The sequence below is a fragment of the Paenibacillus sp. DRB1-1 genome (assembly GCF_052119485.1).
GTDB lineage: Bacteria > Bacillota > Bacilli > Paenibacillales > Paenibacillaceae > Paenibacillus > Paenibacillus polymyxa_B.
In genome coordinates, this window is the sequence record NZ_JBODQH010000001.1 from 967,830 (window position 1) to 982,888 (window position 15,059).

At 44.9% G+C, this 15,059-nt stretch carries 12 protein-coding genes; 5 read left to right on the plus strand and 7 right to left on the minus strand.

The window, feature by feature from the left end; genetic code table 11:
* Positions 1-82 precede the first annotated feature (82 nt).
* Both ACQW03_RS04415 and ACQW03_RS04420 read left to right on the plus strand, forming a co-directional pair.
* Positions 83-838 (plus strand): threonine/serine exporter family protein, encoded by a 756-nt coding sequence (locus ACQW03_RS04415; RefSeq protein WP_013309319.1) that lies wholly within the window; start codon positions 83-85, stop codon positions 836-838.
* A 20-nt stretch (positions 839-858) separates the two neighbouring features.
* Positions 859-1,293 (plus strand): threonine/serine exporter family protein, encoded by a 435-nt coding sequence (locus ACQW03_RS04420; protein ID WP_071639989.1) that lies wholly within the window; start codon positions 859-861, stop codon positions 1,291-1,293.
* 122 nt (positions 1,294-1,415) lie between these two features.
* Here the strand turns inward: ACQW03_RS04420 and ACQW03_RS04425 are convergent, their stop codons facing one another.
* Positions 1,416-1,928 carry a GNAT family N-acetyltransferase gene (locus ACQW03_RS04425; RefSeq protein WP_441948435.1) on the minus strand — a complete coding sequence of 171 codons (513 nt, stop codon included), beginning with the start codon at positions 1,926-1,928 and terminating at the stop codon, positions 1,416-1,418.
* A gap of 197 nt (positions 1,929-2,125) precedes the next feature.
* On the opposite strand from ACQW03_RS04425, the gene ACQW03_RS04430 reads away from it, so the two are divergent.
* Both ACQW03_RS04430 and ACQW03_RS04435 read left to right on the plus strand, forming a co-directional pair.
* Positions 2,126-2,854: an MBL fold metallo-hydrolase gene (locus tag ACQW03_RS04430; RefSeq protein WP_441948437.1), complete on the plus strand. Its 729-nt coding sequence runs from the start codon at positions 2,126-2,128 to the stop codon at positions 2,852-2,854.
* 72 nt (positions 2,855-2,926) lie between these two features.
* The gene (locus ACQW03_RS04435) at positions 2,927-4,015 is read left to right on the plus strand and encodes a M24 family metallopeptidase (RefSeq protein ID WP_068939934.1); all 1,089 of its coding nucleotides are present in this window, start codon (positions 2,927-2,929) and stop codon (positions 4,013-4,015) included.
* A gap of 65 nt (positions 4,016-4,080) precedes the next feature.
* Here ACQW03_RS04435 and ACQW03_RS04440 read toward each other — a convergent pair whose 3' ends face one another.
* From ACQW03_RS04440 to ACQW03_RS04460, 5 genes are all read right to left on the minus strand, one after another.
* Positions 4,081-4,779 carry a queuosine precursor transporter gene (locus ACQW03_RS04440; protein WP_023987659.1) on the minus strand — a complete coding sequence of 233 codons (699 nt, stop codon included), beginning with the start codon at positions 4,777-4,779 and terminating at the stop codon, positions 4,081-4,083.
* A gap of 250 nt (positions 4,780-5,029) precedes the next feature.
* Positions 5,030-6,427, minus strand: coding sequence for an L-cystine transporter (locus ACQW03_RS04445; RefSeq protein ID WP_025724316.1), 1,398 nt, complete (start codon positions 6,425-6,427; stop codon positions 5,030-5,032).
* Positions 6,428-6,670: 243 nt separating this feature from the next.
* Positions 6,671-8,575 (minus strand): beta-glucoside-specific PTS transporter subunit IIABC, encoded by a 1,905-nt coding sequence (locus ACQW03_RS04450; protein WP_441948440.1) that lies wholly within the window; start codon positions 8,573-8,575, stop codon positions 6,671-6,673.
* A gap of 170 nt (positions 8,576-8,745) precedes the next feature.
* Positions 8,746-9,579, minus strand: coding sequence for a BglG family transcription antiterminator LicT (licT, locus tag ACQW03_RS04455; protein WP_076293780.1), 834 nt, complete (start codon positions 9,577-9,579; stop codon positions 8,746-8,748).
* Between the two features lie 205 nt (positions 9,580-9,784).
* Positions 9,785-11,050, minus strand: a complete 1,266-nt coding sequence (locus ACQW03_RS04460) for a PTS transporter subunit EIIC (protein WP_441948443.1) — start codon at positions 11,048-11,050, stop codon at positions 9,785-9,787.
* Positions 11,051-11,552: 502 nt separating this feature from the next.
* Here ACQW03_RS04460 and ACQW03_RS04465 point away from each other — a divergent pair.
* Entirely contained in the window at positions 11,553-13,253 is a 1,701-nt protein-coding gene (locus ACQW03_RS04465) for a methyl-accepting chemotaxis protein (RefSeq protein WP_441948445.1), read from the plus strand.
* Between the two features lie 155 nt (positions 13,254-13,408).
* Here ACQW03_RS04465 and ACQW03_RS04470 read toward each other — a convergent pair whose 3' ends face one another.
* Complete coding sequence (locus tag ACQW03_RS04470; RefSeq protein ID WP_220030948.1) at positions 13,409-15,028, minus strand: cobyric acid synthase; 1,620 nt, start codon at positions 15,026-15,028, stop codon at positions 13,409-13,411.
* Positions 15,029-15,059: the final 31 nt, after the last annotated feature.

Here is a 15,059-nt window from a genome sequence, read left to right on the forward strand (position 1 = left end):
CCTCTGAAAAGGCGGCTTTTTGTGCTACAATAAATGAAAATAATAGGGTCGAACGGCCCGGTACGAATGAAAGAGAGCGAGTATGAATAATCATTCCTATCCTACTCCTGAAATCATTGAAGTTTGTCTGTTGGCGGGCAAACTGATGATGCAAAATGGAGCCGAAACCTATCGTGTTGAAGACACGATGTCCCGCATTGCTTCAGCCTATGGCATATCCCAGTCCCATAGCTATGTAACACCAACTGGGATTTTTTTTGCCATTAATGATTCGGAGCCTGCCAAGCTCATCCGCATCGTAGAGCGGACCACCGATTTGCACAAGGTGACAGAGGTCAATTCCATTTCACGTAAAATCAGCACAGGTGATTTGTCTCCCCGCGCTGCCGTCAAGGAGCTTTCGGAGATTGAGCGTGGCCCCCTCCGCTATTCCAACCGTGTACAGCTGATGGCTGCTGCGTTGGCCAGCGGTTGCTTTATGATTATGTTTGGTGGTGTCTGGCGAGACTTCCCCGCAGCTGTGTTATGCGGCGGTATCGGATTTGCAGCCGTACAGTATTTTCACAGGCTCGTTAAGGTTAAGTTTTTCTCAGAGTTTTCTGCATCTTTTCTAATCGGCTTGCTGGCGGCTCTATTAACGATAGTAGGCTGGGGACAGATGATGGATAAAATTATAATTGGCTCTGTCATGCCACTGGTTCCAGGCTTGTTAATTACAAATGCCATTCGTGATTTAATGTCCGGGCACCTTGTTTCGGGTCTTTCCAAGGGAGCCGATGCTTGCCTGACATCTTTCGGCATTGGAGCTGGTGTTGCGGTTATCATTTCTTATATGTGATTCGGAGGAGATTCAAGTCTATGCTTGCACAATTATTCACAAGCTTTATTGCCACCGCTGGTTTCGGCATACTTTTCCACGCCCCCCGGCGCTCGCTGCTGCAATGTGGTTTTGTCGGCATGCTAGGCTGGCTTGTCTATTATTCAACCACGGACAGCATGGGACCTGTGAGCGCCAGCCTTTTGGCAACGATTCTCATCGGCATCGTCAGTCAAGGCTTTGCGCGGCTGTACAAAATGCCTGTGATTATTTTCAGTGTGGCAGGCATGATCCCTCTCGTTCCAGGGGGAATGGCCTATAATGCCATGCGCCAGTTCGTACAACATAATTATCCTCAGGCACTGGAGCTGGCCATGAGCACGCTGATGATCGCAGGAGCTATTGCTGTCGGTTTGGTGCTGTCTGAGGTGCTTAATCAAATTTTTCACAGCATACGTTTTAAACCACAGCGCTAAAAGCGATGAAAATAGCAAAGTAAAAAAGGCTGCTCCTAAAATCATCCGCAGTGTTTGAGACGATTTTGGAAACAGCCTTTTTTCTGTAAACATTACAAAAAATATTTATATGTCATAAGCTATTATTCATCCACTCGCTTACCTAATATCGCCAAATCTCGCTCTATGCTGTCGAGCACAGCTACACGCGGATAGTAACCCCATTGCTCAAAACCAAACTTCCGCAGCAGCCCAATACTTGGCTCATTATGACCAAAAACAAATCCCAACAACGTTGTGATCCCCAGTCTCGGACATTCATTTAGCAAGTGCTGTACCAGTCGACTTCCCGTTCCTGTTCCACGAGAATCCTCATGGACGTAAATGCTAATTTCTGCTGTACCGTTATAAGCTGGACGCCCATAAAAGGACTGAAGGCTGGCCCATCCGGCAATTGCACCCTTTTGTTTTAATACCCACAAAGGGCGGTGATTTTCCTGATGAGCCTCAAACCATGGAATTCTACTCTCCACTGTCACCGGTTCCAGATCTGCCGTGACCATTCGTCCTGCGATCGTAGAATTATAAATGTTCACAATATCGGGAAGATCCTCTTTGCACGCAAATTCAATGGAAAAAGATTGGTCCTTATTCATTATTCGTATCCGCCTCCTATTGTGTGATTTATTTATTGTACAAGACAAGCGCCCGATCAGCCATATCGAGTTGTTTTGCGGATTAGTCCCAAAGGGTTTTATAATAGAGCTTGAAGAACAACAAAAACGAGGTAAGCGATTTAACACAATGAGACGGGAGGTATGTTTCGGAGTCAGGGATTCTGAAGCAGCTTAATATGAATATTGGAAATCAACTCTTGATTTTGAAAGTACCTATAGAATCTTTTTTTGGAAAAACGACCATTTATCCTGTGCTGCTCAAGGACGAGGATGGACTTACAATGATTGACACGGGAATGCTCGGCCAATTGGAGCCATTACGCAAGGCTATTTCAGATGTGGGTGAGGATATCAGCCGCCTGAAAAGAATTATTTTAACACATCAGGATATTGACCATATCGGAAATGTTCATGCACTACTGGACTTGCTGCCGAATACTGCCCTGTTAGCCCATAAGGATGACGTTCCTTATATGACAGGAGAGCGACCGTTTGTGAAGCTGACGCCGGAACGCATCAAACAGATGGATACTGTGTTCAGGCAGCAAGCAGAGGATATGATTCGCCGCCTGCCAGATTTGCGCTTTGCTCATATTCTTGAGGACGGTGAGCATCTGCCTTATGGTGGGGGCATACAGATTATTCATACACCCGGTCACACGCCCGGGCATATCAGCTTGTATGTGCCCGCACAAAAGCTACTGTTAGCAGCAGATGAACTTTTGGTAGTCGAAGGTGAACTGGTCGGTCCCGCTGAGTCAGCTACGCCGGATATGCCATTGGCTCTGAAGAGCCTCGATAAACTAACTGTATTGGATGTCGAGAAGGTACTCTGCTACCATGGTGGTTACTATGATCAGAATGTACAGGCACGACTGCAAACATTGTGTCAGGAAAGAGAATAAGTCATTCAATGCTATAAATAATTATGTATGAAGAGCTATAATGAATAAATAGACAGAAAGGAATGAGACTCTATGAATGAGAAAATAACCCGACTGTATGATGAACTGAAGTCACAGTCTTGGGACGGCCTGCTTGTGACCGATCCCAAACATATTTACTATCTGACGGGCTTTGCCAGTGATCCGCATGAGCGTTTTCTGGGTCTGGTGTTGCTTCGGGACCAAGAACCAGAACTGATCGTACCCGCCCTGGATGCAGAAGCCGCCCAAGCTGCTTCTTCTGTGACTCGTATATCCACCCACACCGATACGGACAATCCATATGATCTGCTGCGTCAACGTACAGGAACCGGAGTGAGAACATTCGCGCTGGAAAAGGAACACGTCTCCGTCCTCCGTTATGAACAGCTACATACTGCTATTGGCGCGGCTCAATATGTGGATCTGGGTCCTGTACTTCAAGAAATGCGTGTGAGAAAAACCCCTGAGGAAATACAACGTCTGAAACATGCAGCTCGTTTGGTGGAAGATGCTCTTCGCCACGGCCTCACCCATGTGCGCGAAGGAGTGACGGAAGTCGAGCTGGTGGCAGAAATCGAATACCAGATGAAAAAAATCGGCGCAGACGGCCCGTCCTTTGACACAACAGTGCTGTCTGGACCCAAAACAGCCTTGCCTCATGGTGTTCCAGGCACCCGCAAGCTACAGCATGGCGATCTGCTCATGTTTGATATGGGCGTATACTCCGATGGCTATGCTTCGGATATTACACGTACTTTTGCTTTTGGAAAGCTATCGGCTGAGCTGGAGACGATTTATAATACGGTTCTTCGCTCGAACGAAGCGGGAATTGCCGCCATTCGCCCGGGAGTTTCCTGCGCATCCGTAGATCAGGCAGCACGGGCTGTTGTTGAAGCCGCTGGATATGGTCCTGCCTTTAACCATCGAGTTGGACACGGCCTTGGCATGAGTGTTCACGAATATCCATCTGTACACGGAGGCAATAGCGATCTACTTCATGAAGGTTTCGTGTTCACAATCGAACCCGGTATCTATGTGCCAGGCCTCGGCGGTGTGCGGATTGAAGATGACGTTCTGGTCACCTCTGATGGTGTCGAAGTGCTTACCTCTTTTCCAAAAGAACTGACAGTGTTGGGATAAAAACATCGCTATTCATTATATCGGTATGTAAAAAGTATGAAAAAAGGAGGGGCAACCCCAAGCCATCATGGCTTGAGGGTTTGCTCCTCCTCTTCTATAAAGCGGAAATTGCGTGCGATGTACAAAATGGGTGTACCCGCCGCGGTCAGTACAAATTTTAAGATGTAGGTGGTGAATAATATCTCGAGCCATATCCCCCACGCATAACCGTAAAAGGCAATAGTACAGAAAATGAGCGTATCTATAAACGAGCTGATCATCGTGCTGCCATTGCCGCGAATCCAGAGCTGATGACGTTCCGGAAAAAACTTGCGAATCCAGGCGTACAGACGCACGTCCAGCAATTGACTGACCGCATAGGCTGTCAAGCTGGCAAGTGCAAGCCTTGGCAACAATCCAAACAGCTGTTGCATCGGTGTCTGGGCAAAATCCGTTGCAGTAGGCTGGAACTGCAGCACCATTTGCATCGTTATCGTCGTCATAATCAGAGTGAAAAAGCCGAACCACACAGCTTTACGCGCCTCTTTAGGCCCATATTTTTCATTCAGTAAGTCACTGGCCATATACATAGAAACATACATCGTATTTCCCAATGTCGTGGTAATGCCGACCAGATCAATCGTTTTGGTTACCTGAATGTTGGCTAGTACAGTAGCAACACCAATCCAGGCGTACAGCCCTTTTTTACCGAACAACCGAAAACATAACAAAAAGAACATAAAATTGACGAGGACAAAAGCCGCCCCCCATAACAGATTAAACATGAAATCCTCCTAGTTTTGATAGCGCGGGATGGTTGCGAACCGCGGTTCATCCGAAGCAAGCCGGAAAAACATTATTTTAATGTATCATAGATTAGGATTCGTGAACAGCTATAATTTACACTGTCCTAAACTCAATACAAAGAGCCGACCTTATGGCCGGCTCTTTGTATTGAGTACATTCTGTACGTGTGTTATATAGGCTACAGATGCGATAGGGGAATGCATCGTACACCATTCGTTTATCATTTACTTAGGAGTGTGCCGTTGCATCCAAATCCATACCATGATTGTTGAACACGTCTTGATCGTTCTCCTTGAGCACCTTGCCTGAAATGAGACCTGCGGTAATAGAATCATTGACATTTAACGCTGTGCGTCCCATATCAATCAACGGTTCGACTGAGATGAGCAATCCTGCCAATGCCACTGGAAGATTCATGGTGGAAAGCACGATCAGGGAAGCGAAAGTGGCACCACCGCCTACACCCGCCACGCCGAACGAGCTGACCGTAACGACCAGAATAAGCGTGAGGATAAAATCCCAGCTCGTTGGATCAATACCCACGGTTGGAGCAATCATAACCGCCAACATTGCCGGATAAATACCAGCACAGCCGTTTTGCCCAATAGTCGCTCCCAAGGTCGCAGACAGATTCGCGATGCCGTCGGACACACCAAGCTTTTTCGTTTGTGTTTCAACATTTAACGGAATGGTCGCTGCACTGGAACGAGAAGTAAAAGCAAAAACCAGTGTAGGCAATACCTTTTTCACATACGTCACCGGATTGTAGCCGAACAAGGCCAGCAAAATAAGATGAATGATAAACATGACCAACAAAGCCACATAAGAAGCGAGCACAAACTTGATTAGCTTCAAAATTTCATCTGGATTGGTCGTAGCTACTACTTTAGTGATCAGTGCTAAAATGCCGTAAGGTGTCAATCTCAGCACCAGAGTTACAATCCGCATCACTACAGCGTACACTGCATCGATCACTTTACGGAAGGTTTGCGCCTGTTCCGGTTTTTTGCGATCCAATCCGAGCACAGCCACACCGATAAAGGCCGAGAAAATGACTACCGCCAGCGTCGACGTACGACGTGCTCCCGTCATATCCTCAAAAGGATTTGAAGGAATAAATTCCAGCACCTGCTGTGGAATGGTCATGTCCTGAACTGTTCCAAGGCGCTCTTCCATCTTCAAGCCCTGTGCTTGTTCCTTTTCCCCACCTTGAATCTCAATTGCCTTTAGATCAAACGACAAGCTGGTTACAATACTAACTGAAGCAGCAATTGCCGTTGTAATCAGTAGTACTGCAATAATGGACACGCTGATTTTGCCAAGGTTCTGTCTTCCCTTCAAATTCATAATAGCCGAAATAATCGACACCATGATAAGCGGAATAACTACCATTTGCAGCAAACGGACATAACCATTACCTGCGAGGTTGAACCAATCAACTGATTTTGTAATGACCTCTGAGCCTGCCCCATAGGCATATTGTAGAACAGCCCCGTAGATCAGTCCGAAGCCAAGTCCGGCAAATACCCTTTTTGTGAAGGAGATGTGCTTTTTCTGCATCCAGACCAATACGCCTAGCAGCAAAAGCAGCACGATTACATTTAAAATAATAAAGAAGGTATCCATGTATTATTTCCTCCAAACTTATACTTAATATGTTTTATAAGGTGATCCTTCAATCCGAAGATTACTATATCACAAAACCAACTATTTTTGTAGGTTTTCTAACGATAAAATAGTTAAGCAACTTCCACTTTGGATTTTATCGAAAACGCCAAACAGCAAGCCTTCATCTTTCGAAGGCTTGCTGTTTTTTGACCTGAACACAACGACATGTATTCATCTTAGGCGTAAAATTTTTATCAGCCGTTAGACGATCACTGTGTATAACAGTTCCTGTTCCTTAACCACTTTATGCTGATTATCAGCGGACTCCAACTCGCTAAACTGAGCTACATTCGTAACAATAACAGGCGTTATCGTTTCGTAACCAGCCTTGCGGATTTCCACCAGATCAAACTCCAGCACGAGGTCTCCTACCTTCACGCGATCTCCTGCTTTAAGATGAGGCGTAAAATGAAGTCCTTTTAGTTTAACCGTATCCATCCCAACGTGAATGAGCATTTCAAGTCCTGAATCACTCACCAATCCAACAGCATGCCCACTTTTGGAAATGGAGAACACTGTACCATCAACTGGGGAAACAACCCGGCCTTCGGATGGTTCAATAGCCCAACCTCTACCCATGATTTCTTGAGAAAATGCAGGGTCATTGACTTCACTGAGCGGCTTAACTTCACCCATAATCGGGCTGTATACCGGGATTTTCTCACCTTTCGGCAGTGAGGACACAGCAGATTGTGCTATTTCATCAGTAGAGATGTCTCCGGCAGCGTCTGTTGTTGCTTGTGTTGCTTCTTCGTTCTTTTCATCTGTAAAGCCGATCAAATAGGTAACAATCGTAGCAACCACAAATGCAATAATGAGACCAAGGATTGCGTACAAGAAAGTCGGTCCAATAAACATCGCCAGACCAGGCACACCAACTAACCCACCCATGACATACGCTTTTGTACCAAACAAGCTCATGAAGCCCCCGCCGACGGCTCCGCCGATCAACGCAGCAGTAAATGGTTTTTTAAACCGCATATTCACACCATACATTGCAGGCTCAGTTACACCCATAATAGCTGTTAAGCTCGTCGAGAAAGCCACTGTTTTGACTTTGGCATTTTTTGATTTTAAGAATACGCCCAATGCAGCACCAGCCTGTGCCAAGTTGGCTGCTCCCATAATTGGAATCATGTAGTCAAAGCCCAACGTTGCAATCGATCCAATCATAATAGGAACCAACGCGTAGTGCGTACCTGTCATAATGATCAAGGAGAAGGTACCGCCTAGCAGCAGACCTGCAAGTGCACCTGTATTTTCAAACAACCAAGAGATACCGCCTGACAGGCCATTACCAATAATGGAGCCGAGCGGCCCTACAGCAACCAAAGTCAAAGGTACAATAATCAATAAAGTCAATGTCGGAACAACGAGCAACTTCAGTGATGCATGTGTATACTTATCAATGAATTTTTCAACATAAGATGCCAGCCAGACCGCAATAACGATTGGAATAACGGTCGAAGAATACGTGGCCGCTGTCACCGGAAGACCAATAAAGCTAACCTTCACGTTAGATGCCAGTAATGCTGTAATCGTCGGGTGCAAAATGGAAGCACCAATCGCCGCACCAATAAACATATTACTGCCGAGTTTTCTAGCAGCACTGACAGCCAGAATAATAGGCAGGAAGTAGAACGCACCGTCACCTATTGCCGCTAAAATCGTATAGGTTTGGCTCTTATCGGACATCCAGTTCATGGCCACTAAGAGAGCAATGATCCCTTTGATCATACCTGCGCCGGTGATCGCTGGTAAAATCGGTGTAAACATACCCGCAATAAAGTCAAACAGTTTGCTGATCGGGTTTTGTTTTTTCTTAGATGCAGTGCTTGCTCCTGAGTCACTTTGCGGAGCCTTGGACATGTTGCCCACCAACGATTTGTACACGTTAGCTACATCATTACCGATAATGACCTGAAACTGGCCGCCACTCTCCATGACTCCCATAACGCCATCCGTTTTCTGCAACTGCTCTTTCTGAGCTTTCTTATCATCATGAAGGTTGAAGCGCAAGCGGGTCATGCAGTGAATGACCTGCTCTACGTTTTCTTCACCACCAACTAGTGTAAGTATCTCCTTGGATAATTGATTTCGATCCATGAGGTGTTCCTCTTTTCTTTTAAGGTATAAAATAAAATGCGCAAATGGGCAATAAAAAAACCTGAATACAGAAAGCAGACAGCTTTATAAAAAGCCAATCTTCTTTCAGCATTCAGGTTTTGCCTTCTGGTTTAGAAGTAGCAATCCTAAATCCCTGATCATACATAAAATCATTGATTTTTAATGATACGCTCGATATGAATGGTGAGATACAACATCTCATCCTGGGACAAGCCTCGACCATAGATTTTAGTCGTATAATCTCTTATTTTTTCCGCGCAGGCGTAAGCATTCTTATACTGAACCTTAACCATATCATGAAGGGAATTATCTGTATTTTGTACAGGGGTCCCATTCATTACCCGTTGAGCAAAAAATTTGAGATGTGTAATAAAGCGGTAATAGCTTAACGACTCTTCATCCAGATCCATTACAAAAAAGCGACTTACAATATTTATGATATCCTTGACAATGTTAGTCAGGGTTATCGTTTCGCGCATTTCGCTATTAAGCTGTGCATTCACCAAATGTAAGGCGATAAATGCTCCTTCATCATCTGGAAGTGTAACTCCCAGCTTGTCCTGAATCATGTGCAGTGCTTTGGTCCCAATCGTGAATTCCTTGCGGTACATTCGCTTGATTTCCCAGTAAAGTGCATTTTTGATATCCATACCCAAGCGATAACGCTCTATGGCAAAATGGATATGATCCGTCAGCGAAATATAGATGCTGTCATGCAACTCTACACCAAGTATCGTTTTGGCATATTGGATGATTTCATCAGAAATTTCAACATATTCAATAGGGATATCAGACATCAGGGTCATGAGTTTGCGGGAAACCTCGGTACTTTCAAGTTTGAAAATTTTCTCGATTTTCTCTTCTTCAATCTCATCGCCTGTGTTTTTTTTAAAAGCAATTCCTCTTCCCATAATGACTAATTCTTTCTGCTGTTCATCAATGACCGTTACGACGTTATTATTCAGCACCTTTGCTATCTTCATTCCATCACCTTAAGCCGCTTGGAGTAGTAAAAAAAGGCAATACCAAAACTGACACATAGTGCCTGCTTATGGTTTTGCCCGATTCGCTCAGTAACAATCCACGATTGTGCAGTTTTGAATAACTGACACTATAATATCATATAAAGACTGAGGTGACAAGTTTTTTTGTAAACACTTTCATGAGGCTTTTGGGCGTTGGCACGCCTTAGCTGTCAGGGCTCTTTTCCACAACCGAGTTCGGAGAAGCATTCATGCCAGATGTGGACACTCCTTGCGAATGCTCATCTTTTTCATCAACAAAGCCCATAAAATACGTAATTACGCCAGCTGTAACTAATGAGATCAACATTCCCAAAATAGCATATATAAATGTAGGACCGGCGAATAATCCCAAGCTGGGCAGACCTGATATACCACCAATAGCCGTTGCTTCAGTTTCAGATAAACTCATAAATGCACCACCGAGAGCCCCTCCGATCAACGCCGCAACAAAAGGCTTCTTAAAACGCAATGTGACTCCATACATCGCAGGCTCAACCACCCCCATCATGGCAAGCAAGCCTGTCCAAAAGGCCAGCGTCTTCACTTTGACATTTTTGGATTTAAAAAGCACGCCAAATGCTGCACCTGCCTGGGCAAGTACCGCTGCCACTACCACAGGAAAGACATGATCGTAGCCCAGTGTTGCAAGCGAACTGATCATAATCGGTATCATTATATATTGCATACCTGCCATAATAAGCAAAGACATCGCGCCCCCGAGCAGCAGCCCTGCAAACACTCCTGCATTATCAAATAACCATGCGAGTCCATCCGATAAATGTTGACCAAGATACCCCCACAACGGGCCAAGAACGAACATCATCAAAGGTATAAAAATCATCAGAGTCAAAGTCGGGACAGCCACTACTTTAAGCCAATAGGCGGTATGCTTGTCTAACCATTTTTCCACATACGACGCCATCCAAACGACAACAAGCATTAGTATTATGGAAGAAGCAGACTGCCCGTCTATGACTGACAAGTCGCCAAAGCGAACCTCCTCACCAGACTGGAATAACTCTGTCAGGCGGGGATGCAATACTGATGCTCCGATGGCAGCCGCAACAAACATATTGCTGTTCAACTTTCTTGCCGCACTTGCCGCAAACAGGATGGGCAAAAAATAGAATACCCCATCGCTGATAACCAATAAAATGGTATACGCCTGTTGATCAGATAACAAACTAGTAAATACCTGTTGGTCTGAAAACAAAAAACCTAAGGACATGAAAATAGATATTAATACTTTTATCATTCCCGCCCCAATCATTGCTGGCAAGATCGGAGTGAATACGCCTGATACATAATCTAATAGACGACTTATCGGATTTCTCCCTGTGGCAGATCTGTAACTTCCGGAAGTCTGCTCCTGTTCATCTTCTCCCCTGACCTGCGAAATCATTTCTTTGGAAAGTAAATCCCGATTCATAACTACCTTTTCCCCTTTTTATATGTATATTGAAGAACACTTTCGAACTTACCAAACCAAGCTTAGAAGAATATTGTAATAAAAGTAGTATTCCTTATGCTACTTATATTACTTCTTTTTTACAATAGTTTTAAAGAAGGAGTAATCTATTCGTTTTTATGCACCTGATAATTTACATCTAACTTACATCTAAACACCTAAGACCATAGTTATATATTTTTTGTTTGTTTTTGGGCAAATATGACTATTCAACCGCCTGTTAATTATGTAAAATAGGTCTAACCTACTTTTTAGCAAATCATGGATTACTTCCCTTTCACATTCTTGTCCCTTGAATACAGCTGAAATATACATAGAATCCGAACATTTTCAGTCTTTTCTTCAAGCAAGGAGAGGAAAACAAGTAGATCATGGCGTGTCTAGTATCTTATTGGACAAGCGGCCTACATCAAGCAGGGAAATTCGTCTGATTTTATTACCATCATGTGAGAGGAGAATTTTCATGAAGAGTTTTAATCGTTCCATTGGCGCGAAATTACGAATTATGTTTTTGCTGATTCAGCTCTTTGCATCCCTTTTATTCAGCATCAGTTTCTATGCAATATCCATGAGTATCATTAATAACAGTGTCATGCCTCAAGTAGACCAATTGCTAGAAACTGGAGCTAAAAATGTGTATCAGGATCTCAATATTTCTTTAGCGGTTCAGGCCCAACAAGGAAGCGGTTCTGATTCTGGCTCCGCTATACAGATGGAATCCTATCTTCAGGACAAGGTCGACACTCTCAAATTAGAATCGGCATATATCGCGGTAGTAAAGGATGGTAAAGCCGAAGTCGTCGCAAGGAATGTAAAATCAGTATACAAGGTCAAGGATGTACTCATTCCTGTAGAGGATATTAAAAAAGCAAAACAAGGCGAAATGAATATCAGTGAAATTTACAGCGATTCGTACGGAGTACACAAAACAGCCTTCTTTGCTATATCGGGTAGTAATCTAGTTCTGGGTGTGAACGAGGATGTCGGATTCGTACAGGAAAAATCCCAACAAATTTTATGGATTTGCATAGGTATTACATTGGCAACGCTCCTGCTGGGCGGAATTATTTCTACCCTCGTGATACGTAAAGTTGTAGAACCCATTGCTGAATTGGTTCGTCATAGCGAAAAAATCGCTCAAGGTGATCTTTCACAAGAAGCGAAAGTTCATGGAGTCAATGAAATTGCCCAACTTGCCCGCAGCTTCCAATCAATGTCTCATAACTTGAAAGAAATGATCGGCCACGTGCTTTCTACATCCGGTGCGGTTGTTGAAGGATCGGACGAGCTGCTTCGTCGGACTGAGGCTATGAGTGTAAAAGTGCAGGACTCTACAGTTGCCGCAGAGGAAGTAGCAAAGGGCAGTACCAGCATAGCTACAGCTGCTGCTGAAAATGCACAGGCTATGGAGGAAATCGCTCAAGGTGTTCAGCACATCGCCTCCTCTGCCAATGATGTATCCGATCAAATCAGTGAAGCGACGAAAGAAACGGTTAACGGTAATACGCTCGCTCAAAAAGCTGTAGCTCAAATGTCACAAGTTGGACATGCTGCCGATGAATCGCTTCGATACATCCATAGTATGAATGAGCGCTCAGAAGCCATTGGCAGTATCGTTTCGGCTATTTTCGATATTACGAAGCAAATTCAAATGTTGTCCCTGAATGCCTCCATTGAAGCCGCCCGTGCAGGCGAACATGGACGGGGCTTCGCCGTAGTAGCTGGAGAAGTACGCAAGCTTGCCGAGCAATCTAAAGAAGCCACACAAGAAATTTCTGACTATTTGGTTACCATTCAAGAAGTATCGCAACAATCTGTGGACTCTGTGACCCAGGTTAGCCGTGAAATTCATTCGGGAACGGAAATCGTTCAACAAGCGAGCTCAGCCTTTAACCAGCTAAGTGAGCTTATGCAAAAGATCAATGCTACGATTCAAACGGTATCTGCAGCAACGGAGCAAGTATCCGCCAGCTCGGAGGAAGTATCTGCTTCCGTGGAAGAGACAGCTCTCATCGCTGCCAATGCACAGCATATGATTCAAGAAATCGGTTTTAACGCCGATGAGCAACTAAATGAAATGGAAAGCCACAGCGAGGTTGTTCGCCAATTAAGCAAACAAGCAACCGAACTGCAAAAGGCAGTTCAAAAATTTAAAATTACGTAATCCGATACAATAGAGGATTTTGCAAAAATCCCATAAGCGACTGGAATCGAATTTTGCAAACTCCTGAATAAAAAGAGGTATCTCACAGTCTTGAAAATGGCTGTAGAGATACCTCTTTATTTTTTAAAAGCGATTTTAATAATCATCCATGAAGTTTATGAATTCATTCCCATAATACGATAAATTTGCTCCATATCTAAATGATCCCGTACCACCTCTGCGACACGGTCAAACTCTCGTTCCTTGGCTTCACGTACAGTAAAAGTGCTTTCTAAAGGTGCCAAGCCCTTGGTTTGTCGCAATCCATCCAGCCAGCACCGGCGAAAACGGTCATTATCAAACACACCGTGCAAATAGGTTCCCCATACTTTACCGTCTGTCGTACCCCAGCCTTCCTCAAAAGCAGTTCCTTCGCCACGCCGGATATGGAATAACCTTTTCATTTCGCTTAGGTTAAAAGGTATATCTGTAGGTTCGTATGGTTTCGTAACATACTCCGTAACGCCCATATGTATTTCATAGCCTTCAATGCTTAGCTTGGAGGCAGAACCCGAATCAGGCACAGTGCTAAGCAAAAGCGGGCAATGATTAGACAGGGTTCCCTGTACGCGTACGGTTTGCTTTTCCTTTAAAAAGGTCGTGGATAGAGCCAGCCAACCTAACCCTTCTGCCTGCTGCGGCAACCCAGATTCGACGGCTTCGGGATCAAATAGCGCTGTACCCAGCATCTGATAACCTCCACAAATGCCAACTAGCTGTGTGCGTCCGGTATTCATAGCCTGCCGAATGTCTTTCTCCAGACCTCTCTCACGCAATTCCAGCAGGTCTCCAATGGTGTCTTTGGTCCCTGGTAAGATAATGGCGTCCGGTACGCCCAACTGTCCGGCTTCTGTGACATAACGAACACTCACATCCGGCTCTGCGGCCAGAGCATCCGTGTCTGTAAAATTGGAAATCCGCGGATATTGTATCACCACAATATCCAGTTCTTTATCCTTTGCAGATTGCTTGGGCTTCTTGTCCAGTACTACCGAATCCTCTGCTTCAATGCGAATGTCTGGTAGATAGGGCAATACACCGAGTACAGGAATGCCCGTCCGTTCTTCCAGCCAGTCTAATCCCGGTTGAAGCAGAGACAGATCACCTCTGAATTTGTTAATGATAAATCCGCGGATACGCTGTACTTCATGGGGTTCTAGTAACTCGATGGTTCCTACGAGAGAGGCAAAAACACCGCCCCGGTCGATATCTGAAATAAGCAACACTGGAGCATCCGCCCAGCCTGCCAGATTCATATTTACGATATCGCGGTCCTTCAAATTAATCTCTGCCGGGCTGCCCGCCCCTTCCATAAGGACAATATCATAGGTATCACGCAACCGATTCAGAGCAACCATAACGGTCTGTTTGGCTTTTGGCAAAAAATCCTTCCGGTAATCGGAGGCGCTCATATAGGCATAAGGTACACCGTGTACAACAATTTGTGAGTGCATATCTTTGACTGGCTTAATCAGAATCGGATTCATGTCAGTCGTGGCCTCAATACCGCAGGCCTCAGCCTGCACCCCCTGAGCGCGTCCAATTTCCTTGCCGTCCTCGGTAACATAAGAGTTTAACGCCATATTTTGCGACTTAAACGGTGCGGGACGATATCCGTCCTGCGTAAAAATACGGCAAAGCGCAGTTGTCACCACGCTTTTGCCCACATCCGACGCTGTTCCTTGAAGCATCAATACGGCTGCCGGGTTCGTGCAGGACGGTTCGAAAGTTGACAATTGCCTCTTCCCCTTTAACGAATTCATTTCA

Excerpts from the sequence above, each read along its gene's own strand:
- ACQW03_RS04415 (WP_013309319.1), top strand. The coding sequence starts at position 83 with ATGAATAATCATTCCTATCCTACTCCTGAAATCATTGAAGTTTGTCTG.
- ACQW03_RS04420 (WP_071639989.1), top strand. The coding sequence starts at position 859 with ATGCTTGCACAATTATTCACAAGCTTTATTGCCACCGCTGGTTTCGGC.
- ACQW03_RS04425 (WP_441948435.1), bottom strand. The coding sequence starts at position 1,928 with ATGAATAAGGACCAATCTTTTTCCATTGAATTTGCGTGCAAAGAGGAT.
- ACQW03_RS04430 (WP_441948437.1), top strand. The coding sequence starts at position 2,126 with ATGAATATTGGAAATCAACTCTTGATTTTGAAAGTACCTATAGAATCT.
- ACQW03_RS04435 (WP_068939934.1), top strand. The coding sequence starts at position 2,927 with ATGAATGAGAAAATAACCCGACTGTATGATGAACTGAAGTCACAGTCT.
- ACQW03_RS04440 (WP_023987659.1), bottom strand. The coding sequence starts at position 4,779 with ATGTTTAATCTGTTATGGGGGGCGGCTTTTGTCCTCGTCAATTTTATG.
- ACQW03_RS04445 (WP_025724316.1), bottom strand. The coding sequence starts at position 6,427 with ATGGATACCTTCTTTATTATTTTAAATGTAATCGTGCTGCTTTTGCTG.
- ACQW03_RS04450 (WP_441948440.1), bottom strand. The coding sequence starts at position 8,575 with ATGGATCGAAATCAATTATCCAAGGAGATACTTACACTAGTTGGTGGT.
- licT (WP_076293780.1), bottom strand. The coding sequence starts at position 9,579 with ATGAAGATAGCAAAGGTGCTGAATAATAACGTCGTAACGGTCATTGAT.
- ACQW03_RS04460 (WP_441948443.1), bottom strand. The coding sequence starts at position 11,050 with ATGAATCGGGATTTACTTTCCAAAGAAATGATTTCGCAGGTCAGGGGA.
- ACQW03_RS04465 (WP_441948445.1), top strand. The coding sequence starts at position 11,553 with ATGAAGAGTTTTAATCGTTCCATTGGCGCGAAATTACGAATTATGTTT.